The sequence below is a fragment of the Oceanicaulis sp. genome, from assembly GCF_051859625.1.
Taxonomy (GTDB): Bacteria; Pseudomonadota; Alphaproteobacteria; order Caulobacterales; family Maricaulaceae; genus Oceanicaulis.
Map to the genome: position 1 here is coordinate 395499 of NZ_JBHYFH010000002.1, position 15249 is coordinate 410747.

Annotated in this window: 14 protein-coding genes; 8 read left to right on the top strand and 6 right to left on the bottom strand. The window is 61.6% G+C overall.

Annotation, left to right across the window (positions count from 1 at the left end):
- Nucleotide 1 precedes the first annotated feature (1 nt).
- The gene (locus ACTIGF_RS11500) at nucleotides 2-1183 is read right to left on the bottom strand and encodes an acyl-CoA dehydrogenase family protein (protein ID WP_439637294.1); all 1182 of its coding nucleotides are present in this window, start codon (nucleotides 1181-1183) and stop codon (nucleotides 2-4) included.
- Nucleotides 1184-1346: 163 nt separating this feature from the next.
- Here ACTIGF_RS11500 and ACTIGF_RS11505 point away from each other — a divergent pair, with 163 nt between their 5' ends.
- Nucleotides 1347-2423, top strand: a complete 1077-nt coding sequence (locus tag ACTIGF_RS11505; RefSeq protein WP_439637027.1) for a COX15/CtaA family protein — start codon at nucleotides 1347-1349, stop codon at nucleotides 2421-2423.
- Here ACTIGF_RS11505 and ACTIGF_RS11510 read toward each other — a convergent pair.
- A complete protein-coding gene (locus tag ACTIGF_RS11510; RefSeq protein WP_439637028.1) occupies nucleotides 2420-3445 on the bottom strand; it encodes a hypothetical protein in 1026 nt (341 codons plus the stop codon). The two genes, ACTIGF_RS11505 and ACTIGF_RS11510, sit on opposite strands and share 4 nt — an antisense overlap.
- A 262-nt stretch (nucleotides 3446-3707) precedes the next feature.
- Between ACTIGF_RS11510 and rplM the strand changes: the two genes are divergently transcribed.
- From rplM to ACTIGF_RS11525, 3 genes are all read left to right on the top strand, one after another.
- Nucleotides 3708-4172 carry a 50S ribosomal protein L13 gene (gene rplM / locus ACTIGF_RS11515; RefSeq protein WP_022702226.1) on the top strand — a complete coding sequence of 155 codons (465 nt, stop codon included), beginning with the start codon at nucleotides 3708-3710 and terminating at the stop codon, nucleotides 4170-4172.
- Between the two features lie 5 nt (nucleotides 4173-4177).
- Nucleotides 4178-4681 carry a 30S ribosomal protein S9 gene (rpsI, locus tag ACTIGF_RS11520; protein ID WP_028284845.1) on the top strand — a complete coding sequence of 168 codons (504 nt, stop codon included), beginning with the start codon at nucleotides 4178-4180 and terminating at the stop codon, nucleotides 4679-4681.
- A gap of 128 nt (nucleotides 4682-4809) precedes the next feature.
- Nucleotides 4810-5640, top strand: coding sequence for a TauD/TfdA dioxygenase family protein (locus tag ACTIGF_RS11525; RefSeq protein WP_439637029.1), 831 nt, complete (start codon nucleotides 4810-4812; stop codon nucleotides 5638-5640).
- On the opposite strand, the gene ACTIGF_RS11530 is transcribed toward ACTIGF_RS11525, so the two are convergent.
- The 3 genes from ACTIGF_RS11530 to ACTIGF_RS11540 form a co-directional block, all read right to left on the bottom strand.
- Nucleotides 5634-6809, bottom strand: a complete 1176-nt coding sequence (locus ACTIGF_RS11530) for an alpha/beta hydrolase (RefSeq protein WP_439637030.1) — start codon at nucleotides 6807-6809, stop codon at nucleotides 5634-5636. The two genes, ACTIGF_RS11525 and ACTIGF_RS11530, sit on opposite strands and share 7 nt — an antisense overlap.
- 92 nt (nucleotides 6810-6901) lie before the next feature.
- Nucleotides 6902-8332, bottom strand: a complete 1431-nt coding sequence (locus ACTIGF_RS11535) for an alkaline phosphatase PhoX (RefSeq protein ID WP_439637031.1) — start codon at nucleotides 8330-8332, stop codon at nucleotides 6902-6904.
- A 77-nt stretch (nucleotides 8333-8409) separates the two neighbouring features.
- Nucleotides 8410-9297, bottom strand: a complete 888-nt coding sequence (locus ACTIGF_RS11540; protein WP_439637032.1) for a LysR family transcriptional regulator — start codon at nucleotides 9295-9297, stop codon at nucleotides 8410-8412.
- A 103-nt stretch (nucleotides 9298-9400) separates the two neighbouring features.
- Here ACTIGF_RS11540 and ACTIGF_RS11545 point away from each other — a divergent pair, with 103 nt between their 5' ends.
- Nucleotides 9401-10027: a class I SAM-dependent methyltransferase gene (locus ACTIGF_RS11545; RefSeq protein WP_439637033.1), complete on the top strand. Its 627-nt coding sequence runs from the start codon at nucleotides 9401-9403 to the stop codon at nucleotides 10025-10027.
- Here ACTIGF_RS11545 and phaC read toward each other — a convergent pair.
- Complete coding sequence (gene phaC, locus ACTIGF_RS11550) at nucleotides 10024-11811, bottom strand: class I poly(R)-hydroxyalkanoic acid synthase (protein WP_439637295.1); 1788 nt, start codon at nucleotides 11809-11811, stop codon at nucleotides 10024-10026. The two genes, ACTIGF_RS11545 and phaC, sit on opposite strands and share 4 nt — an antisense overlap.
- A 309-nt stretch (nucleotides 11812-12120) precedes the next feature.
- On the opposite strand from phaC, the gene ACTIGF_RS11555 reads away from it, so the two are divergent.
- Genes ACTIGF_RS11555 through recJ form a run of 3 tightly spaced genes read left to right on the top strand, consistent with a single transcriptional unit; the run spans nucleotide 12121 to nucleotide 15215 of the window.
- Nucleotides 12121-12429: a hypothetical protein gene (locus ACTIGF_RS11555; RefSeq protein WP_439637034.1), complete on the top strand. Its 309-nt coding sequence runs from the start codon at nucleotides 12121-12123 to the stop codon at nucleotides 12427-12429.
- A gap of 39 nt (nucleotides 12430-12468) precedes the next feature.
- Entirely contained in the window at nucleotides 12469-13428 is a 960-nt protein-coding gene (gene glpX / locus ACTIGF_RS11560; RefSeq protein ID WP_439637035.1) for a class II fructose-bisphosphatase, read from the top strand.
- A 5-nt stretch (nucleotides 13429-13433) separates the two neighbouring features.
- Nucleotides 13434-15215: a single-stranded-DNA-specific exonuclease RecJ gene (gene recJ / locus ACTIGF_RS11565; RefSeq protein ID WP_439637036.1), complete on the top strand. Its 1782-nt coding sequence runs from the start codon at nucleotides 13434-13436 to the stop codon at nucleotides 15213-15215.
- The last annotated feature ends 34 nt before the right edge of the window (nucleotides 15216-15249 follow it).

A 15249-nucleotide genomic window follows, 5' to 3' on the forward strand; every position in this document is an offset into this window, starting at 1 on the left:
GTTACGCGCCCGGCAGGTTCAATACGCGCTTGGCGACGATGTTGAGGTTGATCTCGCTTGTGCCGCCCTCGATGGAGTTGGCGCGCGAGCGCAGCCAGGAGCGAGCCGGATCGCCATCGCTCTCTTTCTCGCCTTCCCAAAGCAGGCCGTCAGAACCCAGAGCCGACATGTTCAGCTCATTGCGACGCTTGTTCAGCTCGGTGCCCATGTATTTGAGCAAGGACGCGCGTGCGCCCACGCCTTCGCCATGGTCGGCCTCTTCCTTGACCCGACGCATGGTGGCTTCAAACGCGAGACCATCAATGGTCAGACGCGCCACATCGCCGCGCAGGATCGGGTCAGACATTTTGCCGTCCGCCTCGACTTCACCGGACTGATGCGCCGCGGTGACCGGGTTCAGTCCGCCAAAAGCGGCTTCGGACACGATGCCGGCGCGTTCGTGGCTGAGCAGGTATTTGGCGATCTCCCACCCCTGGCCGGCATCGCCGACGCGGTTCTCCACCAGAGCCTTGGCGTCATCAAAGAAGGTCTCGCAGAAGGGCGACTTGCCCGAGATCAGCTTGATCGGCTTGGTGGTCACGCCTGGCTGGTCCATGTCGATCAGAAGGAAGGAGATGCCGTTATATTTCGGCGCATCCGCTTCGGTGCGAACCAGCGCAAAGATCCAGTCAGACTGATCAGCGTAAGACGTCCAGACTTTCTGGCCGTTGACGGTGTAATGGTCGCCGTCCAGCACGCCCTTGGTCCGCAGGGAGACCAGATCAGAGCCCGCGCCCGGTTCTGAATAGCCCTGGCACCAGCGAATTTCACCGCGCGCGATCGGCGGCAGGAATTTCAGCTTTTGCTCGTGCGTGCCGTATTTCAGAAGCGCCGGACCCAGCATCCAGATGCCGAAGCTGTCGAGCGGGGAACGGGCGTTGATCGCCTTCAATTCCTCTTTCAGCACAAAGGCTTCGTCCTTGCTCAGACCACCGCCGCCATACTCGGTCGGCCAGGTCGGAACAGTCCAGCCGCGTTCGGCCATGCGCTCAAGCCAGAGTTTCTGATCATCGCTGGCGAAGGACCAGTTGCGGCCGCCCCAGCAGATATCGGCTTCGGACCGGATCGGCTGGCGCATGCTCTCAGGACAGTTGGCCTGGAGCCAATCTTTTGTTTCCTTGCGGAAATTCTCAAGCGACATGATGCGCTCCTCCCTTGCGTTTGACAGAAAGGTAAGGCGCTAAGCAGTTTCTGGCCAGTCCTGATCGAAGGCCTCATGCACTGACCAATCGCCGCACGGACGCCTTGCCCCCGGCCGTCGGTCAGATATGTAGCTAGAAAGACGACTGGTTCGATCAGGATCTGACATGACTGCGCACGCTTTGCCCAAGCCTTTCACCGCCACCGACACGCATCGCGGCATGTTCTGGTGGCTTGTGGTCGTGGGGCTGTTTGTTTGCGCCATGATCGTGGTGGGCGGGGCCACACGCCTCACGGACTCAGGTCTGTCGATCACCGAATGGCGGCCGGTCACAGGCGCGCTGCCGCCGCTGACGGAAGCGGGTTGGGAAGCCGAACTCGAAAAATACCGCCAGATTCCCGAATATCAGGAACAGAACCGCGGCATGAGCATGGCCGAGTTCCAGTTCATCTACTGGTGGGAGTGGGGGCATCGCCAACTGGGGCGGACGCTGGGGCTCGTGTATTTCGCGCCCTTCGTTTTCTTTCTGGCCACCCGTCAGGCGCCGCGCCGTCTGCTGCCCCGCCTCTGGGTGCTGTTCGGCCTGGGCGGGCTTCAGGGCGCGATCGGTTGGTGGATGGTGTCCTCAGGGCTGGTGGACCGGCTGGACGTCAGCCAGTACCGGCTGGCGACGCATCTGAGCATGGCCTTCATCATTCTGGGGCTGACGCTCTGGACCGCGCTTGAGTTGCGATATGGTCAGGCGCTCGCGCTGACCCGGTCCCGGCTTTTCAGATGGACCTGGATCTTCTGGGCCGCGGTGCTGGTGCAGATCGCACTCGGCGCGTTTGTGGCGGGGCTCGATGCAGGCCGGATCTTCAACACCTGGCCCGGCTTTCAGGGACAGCTGATCCCCGACGACTATCTCAGCGGCATGCCGTTCTGGCAGGCGATCTTTGAAAGCCGTCCGGCCGTGCAATTCCAGCATCGCTGGTTCGCTTACATCCTGCTGGCGGGCGGGTTATGGCTGTGCTGGACGGTGATCAAAAGCCCCGCGCCCGAACTCAAGCGTATGGGGCAGGTCGTGGGCGCAGCCCTGATCGTTCAGGTGGTTCTGGGCATTGTCACCCTGATCCATGTGGCGCCGCTCTCACTGTCGCTGATGCACCAGGCGGGCGCGATCATCCTGTTCCTGTCCAGCGGCGGGCTGGCCTGGACGGCGGCGCGTGGCGCGCTTCCGGTTGAGCCCGAAACGACGCGCTAGGCGTCGTCCGGGTTCACCACCGTACGCGACAGGACTTCGCGGGCGACCAGCTTGATCCGCGAATCCGCCGCGTCATAGGTCGCCATGATGCCGCTCGAAAACGCCATGCCGCCATAATTGTCTTCGGTGATCGCGAGGGCGGTGGGCCGGACAAAGGCCGGCGCGCTGAAACCGTCTTCAAACTGCACGTCCGTGATCAGATCCAGCGTGCGTGCGTCATAGACCGACACGAGGCCGGTCTGGGACGAAGCGACCAGCGCGACAGGGCGTCCCAACAGCTCGGTATAGGCTACGTCCGCCACCGACAGACCGGCCGCGAACGCCGATTGCTCTCCGTTGGGTGAAACGCGCGAGAGCCCTGCGGTCGGGCCAGCGACCAGCAGGTCGTCATTCGCCGCCGCGCAAGACCGGGCCGGGAAGGGCAGGGCGCGCGCATCCCGGGGCTCAAGGGTCAGGCCGTCGCCGCCTGCATCCCGAATGCGGACGAGCTGGGCGGACGAGTCCTCGCCCAACAGCGCCAGCTCCACATATCCTATGCCCTGGTCATACAGACAGACGCCCGCTGAGCTCGACAGGCTCGCCTCAGTCTCTAGCGGCAGTTCGATCACTTCACGGGTTTCGCGCACAACGACGAAGCTGCGCAGCATACCCAGATCATCAACGCCAAAGAGCATCGGGAAGGTCTCGCCGCGCAAGGCGAAGTCGGAAACGCCCGCCAGGCCCCGCAATTGCGGGCCGCCGGCGCTGATGAGCACTTCTCCGTCGACATTGAAGATATCAAAACCGCCGCCCGCCAGGGACGCCGCCAGCAAGCCCGTCCAGGGCGCATCGGCATTGGGCAGGAACAGAAGAGATTCAGCGCGGCCTGCAGACTCAAATGCGCCCGTAACGATAGCGCTTCGTGTCTCCTGTGAAGGAGCAGCGCTATCGTCGGCGGCTTCCGGCGCTTCACAGCCCGCCATCCAGAACAGGCCGCCGGACAGGGCTGCGGTAAGGAGTAGGCGGGAGCGACGTGCGGTCATGATCGGCCTCTGCGATGAACAGGCGAAATTGTGTGTGAGCGCACACTATATTCAATCCTGGACGCCGTCACATGACGCGTGCAGCCTGACGGAAGCCTGGAACGACCAATCGGTGTGGTAATAGGATACCGTATCCGTAAGTCGCTGAAATACAGCGAACTTCACAACAGGTGTTGACGTGACTGTTTGGCCCGCGTAGAAGCCGCTCACCTTCGTGACGGGGATGGGCCCTGTCATGGCGAACGGACACCAAGGCAGAGCGATGAAGACCTTTACCGCCAAGCCCGCGGACGTTGAGAAAAAGTGGGTCGTGATCGACGCAGAGGGCGCCATTGTTGGCCGCCTGGCAGCGTACATCGCCACGCGTCTCCGCGGTAAGCACCGTCCCGAGTTCACCCCGCACGTTGACACCGGCGATCATGTGATCGTCATCAACGCTGACAAGGTGGTGTTCACGGGCCGTAAATTCCAAGACAAGCGCTACTATCGCCACACCGGTCACCCGGGCGGCATCAAGGAAACCTCTCCGCGTAAAGTGCTGGAAGGCCGTTTCCCTGAGCGCGTGGTCGAGATGGCCGTCAAGCGTATGCTTCCCAAGGATAGCTCCCTGGCGCGCGGGCAGTTCACCAAACTGCGCGTGTATGCTGGCGCGGAGCATCCGCACGAAGCACAAAATCCTGAAGTCATCGACTTCAAGTCCATGAACACCAAGAACGCGCGGGGCTAATGACCATGGCTGATGAAGCTCGTTCCCTGGAAGACCTGAAGTCTGCTTTGCAGGATGCAGGCTCCGAAATCGTTCCGGAAGCTCCGGAAGAGCAAGTGCTCGCTGAGCCGAAAATCGACGAATTCGGCCGCGCTTACGCGACCGGTCGTCGTAAAGACGCCACGGCGCGCGTTTGGATCAAGCCGGGCTCCGGCAAGATCATCGTCAATGGCCGCGAACAGGAAGTGTATTTTGCACGTCCGGTTCTGCGCATGCTGATCGCTCAACCGTTTGAAACGGCTGAACGCGTTGACGCATTTGACGTGTATTGCACGGTCAAAGGCGGCGGTCTGTCCGGTCAAGCTGGCGCAGTCCGTCACGGCATCTCCCGTGCGCTGACCTATTTTGAGCCCTCCCTGCGCGGCGTGCTCAAAGCTGGCGGCTTCCTCACCCGCGACTCCCGTGTGGTTGAGCGTAAGAAATACGGCCGTAAGAAAGCCCGTCGTAGCTTCCAGTTCTCGAAGCGCTAAGACGGTTTTCAAATCGACTTTGGGGAAGGGCGGCTCATTTGGGCCGCCCTTTTTCGTTTGCGCTGCGCTTTCATGATCACGGCGCTCATGCTCTCATCTCCCAAAACATAAAAACGGGAGGAGAGATCATGATTGAGGTGACGCCCAGCGGCGGGGCATGTGGCGCAGAAGTCCGTGGAGTGGATCTGTCAAAGCCGCTCTCAGACAGCGAGATCGCGGACATTCACGCAGCCTGGCTAGAGCATCATGTGCTGGCCTTTCCCGATCAGAAACTCGACGACGACCAGCTTGAGGCGTTTTCGCTTCAGTTCGGCGAGTTTGGCGAGGACCCGTACTTCAACCCTATTCCGGGCCGCACCCATATCGCTGCGGTCAAACGCGAAGCCACGGACACCAATCCGATCTTCGCCGAGCACTGGCATTCAGACTGGAGCTTTCTCGCGCACCCGCCCAAGGGCACGGTGCTCTACAGTCTCGACATTCCGCCCATGGGCGGCGACACGCTGTTTTCCAACCAGCATTTGTCGTTCGACTCCATGCCCGACGAGATGCGCGCGCGGTTCGCAGACCTCAAGGCTATCCATTCCCCGGTGATGGGCTATTCGCTGCAAGGCGCGTATGGCGACGTGACGAAAAACGGCGCCATGGACATTCGCCCGTCCGAAGAGGCCGCCCACATTCGTTACACCCACCCGCTCGCGCCCCTTCATCCTGAAACTGGCCGGCGCGGGTTTCTAAGCGGGATCGGCTATCTGATCGGGTTTGAGGGGGTGGACGACAAGACCGCGCTCGACCTGATCCTGGAGCTCAACGCCTGGCAGTCACGTGAGGAGTTTGTCTTCGCCCAGAAGTGGGAGAAAGACATGCTGGTGATGTGGGACAATCGTAGCGTCGTCCACAAGGCGACCGGCGGCTATGAAGGCCATCGCCGCGAACTGCACCGCATCACGCTTTACTGAGGCTGTGACTCTGTTTGCAGCTGGTCGAGCCTCAGGGCTTCCGCTCTGGCGGCCTGCGCCCCGGTCGTTTCGCCCCGCTCCGTATGGATGCGGGACTTGGTCGCCCAGGCGTTCGCGGATGTGGGGTAGGCGGCCACATTGATGTCGGCATAGAGCAGCGCCTTGTCCAGATTGCGCAGATTGCCGCTTTCAAAGACAGAGGCGAAATAGTCCATAAGCCCTTCAGGCGGCGCTATGGTCGTTCCAAGCCGTTCGGACAGGCGCTCGAAGCGGGCTTTGATATCCTGCGGTCGGTCATAAAGCTCGTCCAGGGTCATCATGTGGCCGTCAAAGATCGCCGCGAGTCCCTCATAAAGGCTCAGCATGGGCAGGCTGTGATGGGTCTCCCGCGTGAAGGCGTGGTGATGGAGGGTCAACCCATCCGGCGCTGCGTCATCCAGGAGCGAGACCAACTCCGCGCCGCCCGCGTCTACGGTGATGTAGGGGGCTGGATAGCGTTGCGATGTGGTGGTGAGGACGAACTGGTTATGATCAAAGCCCGCCGCGTCAATCGCGCTCCTCCCCGTGTCCAGAAGCGCGAAGTCATCCCACCAGACGGACGGGTCAGCGGCGATGACCGCGTCAAACAACTCAGGCCGGGTCAGAAGAGTATGACTGCTGAGCAGGCCCGTCAGTGAATAGCCTGACAGGATGCGATAATCAGACGCCGCATAGTGTTCCTCCACATGGGGGATCAGCTCGTTTTCGAGAAAGCGGATGAAAGCCTCGGCTCCGCCGCTGTGGGTCCAGCCTGCATCCTCGTGCCCATCGGCGCCGATCAGGGAATGGGTCGGGGTGGAGTCCGCAATCCGGTTCTGGCTGGCGATCCCGACCACGATCATTTCGGGCGCCAGCGGCGTTGCGTCCGAGGTCAGAGAGCGCACCACGCCGACAATCTGGGCAAAATGGCGTTCGCCATCCAGAATATAAAGGACGGGATAGCGGTGATAGGGCGCGCGGTCGTGATAGCCCGTGGGCAGGGAGATCCAGATGCGCCTGTCGGAATCGAGCGCGTCGGAGTGAATCTCTGTCAGCTCGCCGATCGTGTAAGAGCGCGGGACGTCCTGAGCTTCCGCCATTACGACAGGCGTGAGAAGCAACAGGCAGACGGTCAGTAAGCGAAAGGGCATTGGGCGACTCGACATCAATGAGAAAAGTGCGACATCCGTCGGGTGTCGCACTTTCAAACGGTCAATGAAACCGTACCTGATTCAATTTGCGTTCAGACGTCCGCCAACGACCGCGTCTCCCACGGCCCTTTGACCGCAAAAGTGCGGCCCGGGCCGTTCTGGACATTGAAGAACAAGGTTGAGCCATCGGGTGAGAAGCAGGGGCCGGTGATCTCGCTGTAATCGCCCTCGGCGTCAGAGGCGGCGTTGCGACCGATGGTATAGACGCGGCCATCCGGCGTGACGCCGCGAATGAATTGTTCGTTATCGCCGTCCTCGACGACCACGAGATCGCCCCAGGGCGCGACGGTGATGTTGTCGCATTTTTCCAGAATGCGTTGGTCCGTCGTCTGGACCAGCAAGGTCAGCTCGCCGGGCTGATCGGTTTCGCCCGGTTGTCCTTCGGAGGGTGAGGGGCGATAGCGCCAGATCTGGCCGATATGCTCAGGTCCGCCATCGGTGCAGCAGAAGAAGACTTCACCATCGCCGAACCACATGCCTTCGCCGCGGGTGAAGTTCGCTGCGCCCGCATCCACAAGACGGCTGGCGAGGTCATTGTGCGGGTTGTCGACGCCGTCCACGTCAATCCATTCGCACGACAGGGTCTCGCCAACATCGACCGTTTGCGCATTGGCGTCCCAATTGTGGGTGTTCAGCCCTGGACGGCCTGTGACGGCCAGCGCCTGCAGGCGACCGCCGCGGTGCAGCGCCTCAGCGACCTCTGGCAAGAACCGCGTGATCAGCGAGGGGCGGGCGTCTTCGGTCTGGTAGACGATATTGGTGCGTGGATCGACGGCGCAGGCTTCACGATTGAACCGGCCCATGGCGGTGAGCGGTTCAGCGTTCACCAGGCTCATCGCCTGTGAAGGCACTTCAAACGCGTAGCCGTGATCGCGTCTGCCAGAGCCGTCGCCGATTTGCGTCAGGCTTTCTTCGCATGTGACCCAGCTGCCCCAGGGCGTCGGCCCGCCAGAGCAATTGCGTTCCGTGCCGCCCAGCGACAGGAACTGGCGAACGACGCGGCGTGTGGCCAGATCCACATGGATCGTGGTGGTCCCGCCCAGATGCGTCAGACCGCCTTCTTCATGATCATAGAGCTTGCCGGCATCGATGCGGGAGAGCCCGGCGGCGTCAGGGCCGAAGGGCGATTCATCAAACTGGTCGGGCGAGAGTTCATGGTTGCGGACCAGAATGACCTGACCGTCTTCCAGGCCGGGGAAACAGGCTGTGCCGTCATGATCGCCCGGCACGATCAGGCCGTCATCCATGGTCTCGCCGGTTTCAGACAAGGTCACATAGTCAAACCCGGCCGGAAGATCGAACAGGCCGTTGGGATCGGCCTGTAACGCGCCATAGCCTTGCACCTGATTGATATAGCCGCTCGTATTTTGCGCCTGAGCGCGGGCGCTGAGAAGCGGCAAGGCGCTGAACGCCGTGCTGACGGCGGCGGCGTTTGCGAGAAAGCGGCGACGTGACAGAGACATGGAGAGCTCCCCGACAAAGGTCTGATAGGACGTGATGTTATCTTGTTCTAGGCCAAGTATGTGACGTTGGCGTCTCATCATGGTGCCGTTTTCAAGGCCTGGGCAAGATGATCGAAAACAAGCCGAATGCGCGGGTTGGTCTGTAACTCGCAATGCGTGACGAGCCACACCGGGAAGCGGATTGCGACCTGATCGGGCAAGACACGCTCCAATCCCTCGCAATAAGCGCCGCATGGCAGGATACACAGGCCCAGGCCTTCCTGGGTCAGGGACACCAGAACCTCTCCGTGCCCGCTACGCACTTGCATGCGATCCTTCGGCACCGTGATCCCGATCTCTTCATAGTAGTCAAATGAGCGATCCGCGTCGTCAAACCCGATGAAATGATAGTTTTCAAGGTCGGCTAGCGTGTCCGGGCGACCCATCCGGTCGAGATAGGCGGGTGAGGCGAACAGACCGGCGGAGTGTTCGCTGATAAATTTGCCGATCAGATCGTCTTGTTCGGGCCGGACATGGCGGATGGCGATATCCGCTTCGCGGCGCTTCAAGTCCTGCACCGAGTTGGAGGCGATCAAATCCAGTTGCAGATCAGGCGCCAGGGCGCGCAACTGCGCTACGACAGGGGGCAGATACTGCATCGCCAAGAGGCTGGTGGCGGTGACCGTGACAACGCCTTTCAATGTGGAGGCGTGACCATCAGCGGCGAGTGAGAGCGCGAAGGCGCCATCGAGCATCCTTTCCGCCGGCTCCAGCATGGCGGTTCCGGCCTGGGTCAGCGCCATTGAGCGTTTGCCGCGCTCAAACAACGTTACGCCGAGACTCGCTTCCAGTCCGCTGACTTGCCGCGACAATGTGGGTTGGGTGAGCCCCAAGGCTCTGGAGGCGGCGGAGAACGAGCCTTCCCGCGCGGTTGCGACGAACGCCCGAACCTGGTTCCAGTCAAAATCGAGCGCTGACCACTTCATCGTTTTGCGTATATCAGATGCGCTTATTTACTCAATATCCAAATAGATTGAGCCGGGGTATCGAACGACAAAGACAAAAATAAAGACGGTCAGGACTCCATCCATGTCGAACGATAAAGCCTTCTGGGATCGCATTGCGCGCAACTACGCCGCCGACCCCATCGCCGATGAAGCGACCTATCAGCACAAGCTCGAGAAGACGCGCGAATGTTTTACGCCCGACTCGCGCGTCCTTGAGTTTGGCTGCGGCACCGGTTCCACCGCGCTGCTTCACGCGCCCTTCGTGAAAGAGATCATCGCGACGGATTTGTCTGACGGCATGATCGAGATCGCGCATGAGCGGGCGGCGGAGGCCAATGTGGACAACGTGAGCTTTCAAGCCGTCGACGTTGCAGATCTGGCAGAACCCAATGAGAGCTTTGACGCGGTGTTGGGGCTGAACGTCCTGCACCTCTTGCCCAACAGACGCGAGGTGATGACGCAGAGCTATGATCTGCTCAAACCCGGCGGGGCGTTCATCACCAGCACAGCCTGCCTAGGCGATAGCATGTGGTTTCTGGCGCTGATCAAACCGATCATGCGTCTGTTTCGCGACTGGCCTGATTTCCAGATTTTCCGTGAGACGCGGCTGATCGACGAATTACGGCAGGCAGGGTTTGACATCGCCTATCGCCACCGGCCTGAAAAAGCGCCGACGGTGTTTGTCATCGCCCGGAAACCGTCCTTCTAGCTGCGAACTTTCACGTACTCCCCCGGCGCCGGGCAGAGCGGCTCTCTGACGCCGCCGCCCGGTTGCCGGGCGGGAACCATTTCATCACTGAGAGCCATCAGCCAGTCACGCCAGTGCGGCCACCAGGAGCCGGGATGCTCGACCGCATCCTTCATCCAGTCTTCGCGCGTTTCTGGCAGCGTGGTGTTGATCCAGTGCTGATATTTCTGGGCGTCGGGATGGTTCACCACGCCGGCGATATGGCCTGAGCCCGCCATCATGTATTCAACGGGACCACCGAACAAACGCGCTGAGCGGTATACGCTATCAGCTGGCGCGATATGGTCTTTCTGGCTCGCCTGCATGAAGATCGGAATCTGGATGTCTTTCATGTCCAGCACATGCCCGCCCAGTTCCAGCTTGCCTTTCGCAAGCAGGTTCTGGCGATAGAACGCGTTCAGATAGAACAGGTGCAGCGCCTTGGGCATGCGGGTCTGATCGGCGTTCCAGTACAGAAGATCAAACGCCTGCGGCTCGCGGCCCAGCAGGTAGTTCTTGATCACAAACGACCAGACCAGATCATTTGAGCGCAACATATTGAACGTATCCGCCATGGTGCGGCCGTCCAGAACGCCGCCCTGGGCGTCCATCAGGCGCGAGATTTCGGCGATCCATTCTTCATCCGCGAACACAAGCAGGTCGCCCGCCAGCTTGAAGTCATGCTGGGCCGCAAAGAAGGTCGCGGAGGCGATGCGGTCGTCGTTCTCAGCCGCCATCCAGCCCAGCGCCGTGCCCAGCATGGTCCCGCCGATGCAATAGCCGACCGTGTCGACCTGTTGTTCGCCGGTGATTTCTTCAATCACCTCGAGCGACTGAAACAAACCTTCCTTGATGTAGTCCTCAAAGGTCACGTCCTTCATGGACGCGTCAGGGTTCACCCATGAAATCAGAAACACCGTGAAGCCCTGCTCGGTCAGCCAACGGATCATCGAGCTCTGCGGGCGCAGATCGAGAATGTAGAACTTGTTGATCCAGGGCGGCGCGATGAGCAGGGGGCGTTTGCGAACCTGTTCGGTGGCGGGCGCGTACTGGATCAGCTCCATAACGCGATTACGGTAGATCACCTGGCCGGGCGTCGTGGCGAGGTCCTTGCCGACCTCGAACCCGGTCATGTCAGTCTGGCTGAGCGCCAGGCGGCCGTCGCCGCGCTCCAGGTCTTCCACCAGACGCATAAGGCCGCGCGTAAGATTTTCGCCCTTTGTTTTGACGATTTCTTCCAGCACATCGGGATTGGTCAGGGCGAAATTGGTCGGGGCGAGGGCGTCCACCAATTGCTGGGTCAGAAACTGCACCTTGCGTTTGGTCGCTTCATCAACCCCTTTGGCGCCTTCCACCAGCCCCATCAGAAATCTTTGATTGAGCAGATAGGACTGCTTCATGGCGTCAAACAGCGGATGATCGCGCCAGGCGTCAGATTTCCAGCGCTTGTCAGCGGGGTCAGGCGTGATCACCGGATCCGACGCTTCACCGCTCATCATCCGGCGCGTGGCGTTTGACCACAGATCCAGATACCCGGCGTAGAGATCCGCCTGGGACTGCATCAGCAATTCAGGGTCAGACAGGATATGCTCCCAGGTGTTCAGCACCTCGGGATTGGCGTGAAGCGGATCAGCCTGCGGCATCATGGACGGATCGCCTTCCAGCGACCGGCGCACGCGCTCACTCAGGAGTTTCTGACCGCTCAGGGACGCTTTGAGGACATTGCGGGAAATTTCATCCAGCTTCTCCAGATATGCTTGCGGCATATGGCTCAAGAGTTCGTCTTGCTGATCGTGCTTAGGCGGCTGCGGTGCTTCAGCGGAAGGTTTGCTCCTGGTTTTAGCTTTTTCCGCAGAGGCCTTGGGAGCCCGCTTGCTTGCCGGTTTCTTCGCCTTTGGGGCGGCGGCTTTGGGAGTCGGTGTCTTTTTCGGTTCGGCTTGCGATCCGTCAGAGGACTTGGAAGATGATTTGCGCGTTGTCATTCGCCCGGACTCCTTACAGTGGGTGACAGCCACGGGACAAAGCGTATAGAAAGCCACGACCGCGTCCACCGGTCAGGAGGTCGCTGGAAGGCCATGACACTGAAAAAAACACTTCTGCTTATGTCGTCCATGCTGCTCACCGGCTGCATGATGGCGCCAGCCCGCCAAGATCCCCGCTGGACCGATGACGCTTTGGCGGCGCAACCGCCGCACGCCGCCCCGGTTTATGTGCCGACCTTACGCTTGTCCGAAGATGAGCGCACGGCGCTCCTTGAGCAAGAAGCGGACGTTTTGGTCCGTGGACGTGCTGTCCTGGACGCCGGACAGGCCCTGCGCGGACCGGATCCTGATTCTGAACGCTACGCCGCTGAGCAGCGTGCGCGCACGCAACCGCCTCAATAAACACCGATTTACTCCGGATTGCCTGAAGGAAGACTCTCCATGTCCGATGGTTTCGCCCTCGATCGTCTTGTCACTGGCGCGCTGAATGCGGCTGAAATGGCCGCGATCGCCGCCTCCGCCCTCGTGGGACGGGGTGACAAGATCGCCGCCGACCAGGCCGCTGTGGACGCCATGCGCACCGGGTTGAATGCAACCGAGATGAAAGGCCGTATCGTCATCGGCGAAGGCGAGCGCGACGAAGCGCCCATGCTGTATATCGGCGAGGAAGTGGGAACGGGCGCAGGGCCTGAAATCGACATCGCCCTAGACCCGCTGGAAGGCACGAGCCTGACCGCAAAGGGCATGGCGAACGCTCTGGCCGTTCTGGCGCTGGCGCCGCGCGGCGGCCTCTTGAACGCGCCTGACACCTATATGGACAAGATCGCCATCGGCGCCGGCTATCCTGAAGGCGTCATCGATCTGGACGCCAGCCCGGCGGACAATGTCAAAGCGCTGGCGAAAGCCAAGGGCGTCGCTCCGTCCGACATGACCGCATGCGTGCTGGATCGCGAGCGCCATGAAGACATCATCGAGTCGATCCGCTCGACAGGCGCGCGCGTCAATTTCATCACCGACGGCGATGTGGCCGGGTGCATCAACGCCGCTGACCCGGACGGTGAAGCGGACATCTATATCGGGCGGGGCGGCGCGCCTGAAGGCGTGTTGAGCGCAGCGGCCCTGAAATGCCTGGGCGGCCAGATGCAAGGGCGTCTGTATTTCCGCACGGATGACGAACGCGAGCGCGCCAAGCGCGTCGGGATCGCAGATCTCGATCGCAAATATGATCTCAATGAGCTGGCGTCTCAGGATTGCCTGTTCATCGCGACGGGCGTGACCCATGGCGAAATGGTCTCCGGCGTCACCTTCGGCCCCGGCTATGTCGAGACCCAATCGCTTGTCTTCTCGTCTGCTTCCGGGATGCGCCGCGTCATCACCACCCGGCGCCCGCATCAATCTTGAGTCCGATGACCGCCGAGCCGCTTTTTGGCGTCCGCCAGTCTCTGGGCGGACGCACCTGGCGGCTGAAAGCGGCTGACGACGCAGCCATACAGGCGATCACCCGCGCTACGGGCGTCTCTGACGCTCTGGCGCGGCTGATGGCGGCGCGCGGACTGACCGCGGACGCCGCTCCGGCTTTCCTCGCCCCCAAATTGCGCGACAGCTTTCCCGATCCGACCAGCCTGAAAGGCATGGACGAAGCCGCGGTGCGCATCTGGGACGCCGTCGAGGCGGGTGATCGCATCGCGCTGTTCGCCGATTACGACGTGGATGGCGCGACCTCCGCCGCCCAGCTGGGCGGCTGGTTGCGGGCTTTGGGCGCAGAACCCATCATTTACGTGCCAGACCGGATTGAGGAGGGCTATGGCCCGAACGCTCCGGCGCTGAAACATCTCAAGGAGCAGGGCGCCCGACTGGTCATCACGCTCGATTGCGGGGCGGCGTCCGTCGGCCCTCTGACGGCTGCGCACAAGATGGATCTGCCCGTTGTGGTGATTGATCACCACCTGATGGACGGCGAAATCCCCCCGGCGGACGCGCTGGTGAACCCCAATCAGCCGGGCGATGCTTCCGGCTGCGGGCATCTGGCGGCGGCGGGCGTGACGTTCGTGCTGCTGGCGGCGCTCAACCGGGAAGGGCGCAAACGCGGCGCCTTCAAGGATCAAGCTGAACCCAATATTCTCGATTTTGCCGATCTGGCGGCGCTTGGAACGATCTGTGACGTGGTGCCGCTGACTGGGGTCAATCGCGCCATCGTCACCCAGGGACTGAAAGTGATGAGCGCCTGGACGCGTCCGGGCATGGCGGCCTTGGCGGCGGCTGCGGGCGTCACAGGGCCGGCCTCGCCCTATCATGCAGGCTTCCTTCTGGGGCCGCGCATCAATGCGGGCGGACGCGTGGGGCAGTCAGACCTCGGCGCGCGCCTGATGATGACGACCGATCCAGCGGAAGCCGCCCATATCGCCCAGACCCTGGATGCGCTCAATGCGGAGCGCCGCGCCATTGAATCTGATGTTCTGGACCAGGCGCAGGCCCAGGTCGAAGCGCAAAAGATCGCAGACGACACCTCGATCCTGGTCGCGTCGGGCGAGCATTGGCATCCCGGCGTCATCGGCATTGTGGCGGGCCGGATCAAGGAACGCTTCAACCGTCCCGCCATCGTCATCGGCATTGATCCTGAAACGGGGCTGGGCAAGGGCTCCGGCCGATCCTGCGCCGGGGTCAATCTGGGCGGCGCGGTTGCAGCGGCGCGTGAAGCGGGACTGCTGGAAGCAGGCGGCGGTCACGCCATGGCCTGCGGCCTGACGATCCAGGCCTCGCGAATCGGCGAGCTGACCGACTTCCTGTCAGAAAGGCTCAAGGATGAATGGGCGAGGGCGGATGAAGCGCGCACCTATCAGGTGGACGCAGTGGTCAGCCCGTCTGCAGTGAGTTTTGAGTTCTGTGAGGCCCTGTCCGCCGCTGCGCCCTATGGGGCCGGCAATCCTGAGCCGCGATTCGCGTTTTCATCCTTGCGGCGCAGTTACGCGCAACGGGTCGGGACCGATCATGTGCGTTTCACGTTTGAATCGCCCGGCGGCGGGCGTCTGACCGGGATCAGCTTCCGCACCGCAGACGGCCCGATGGGGCAGGCGCTGCTCAATGGTCCGGACGGGCTGTGGCATGTGGCCGGCAAGTTGAAAGCCGAAGATAACCGGTATGGACGCAAGGCGGAACTGCATCTGGAAGATCTGGCCAAGGCCGACTGAAACGATCTGCACCGATTGCTGTAAAACCTACACA

Excerpts from the sequence above, each read along its gene's own strand:
- ACTIGF_RS11525 (WP_439637029.1), top strand. The coding sequence starts at position 4,810 with ATGATTGAGGTGACGCCCAGCGGCGGGGCATGTGGCGCAGAAGTCCGT.
- rpsI (WP_028284845.1), top strand. The coding sequence starts at position 4,178 with ATGGCTGATGAAGCTCGTTCCCTGGAAGACCTGAAGTCTGCTTTGCAG.
- ACTIGF_RS11535 (WP_439637031.1), bottom strand. The coding sequence starts at position 8,332 with ATGTCTCTGTCACGTCGCCGCTTTCTCGCAAACGCCGCCGCCGTCAGC.
- ACTIGF_RS11540 (WP_439637032.1), bottom strand. The coding sequence starts at position 9,297 with ATGAAGTGGTCAGCGCTCGATTTTGACTGGAACCAGGTTCGGGCGTTC.
- ACTIGF_RS11545 (WP_439637033.1), top strand. The coding sequence starts at position 9,401 with ATGTCGAACGATAAAGCCTTCTGGGATCGCATTGCGCGCAACTACGCC.
- ACTIGF_RS11530 (WP_439637030.1), bottom strand. The coding sequence starts at position 6,809 with ATGCCCTTTCGCTTACTGACCGTCTGCCTGTTGCTTCTCACGCCTGTC.
- ACTIGF_RS11510 (WP_439637028.1), bottom strand. The coding sequence starts at position 3,445 with ATGACCGCACGTCGCTCCCGCCTACTCCTTACCGCAGCCCTGTCCGGC.
- recJ (WP_439637036.1), top strand. The coding sequence starts at position 13,434 with ATGACCGCCGAGCCGCTTTTTGGCGTCCGCCAGTCTCTGGGCGGACGC.
- ACTIGF_RS11555 (WP_439637034.1), top strand. The coding sequence starts at position 12,121 with ATGACACTGAAAAAAACACTTCTGCTTATGTCGTCCATGCTGCTCACC.
- phaC (WP_439637295.1), bottom strand. The coding sequence starts at position 11,811 with ATGCCGCAAGCATATCTGGAGAAGCTGGATGAAATTTCCCGCAATGTC.
- glpX (WP_439637035.1), top strand. The coding sequence starts at position 12,469 with ATGTCCGATGGTTTCGCCCTCGATCGTCTTGTCACTGGCGCGCTGAAT.
- ACTIGF_RS11505 (WP_439637027.1), top strand. The coding sequence starts at position 1,347 with ATGACTGCGCACGCTTTGCCCAAGCCTTTCACCGCCACCGACACGCAT.
- rplM (WP_022702226.1), top strand. The coding sequence starts at position 3,708 with ATGAAGACCTTTACCGCCAAGCCCGCGGACGTTGAGAAAAAGTGGGTC.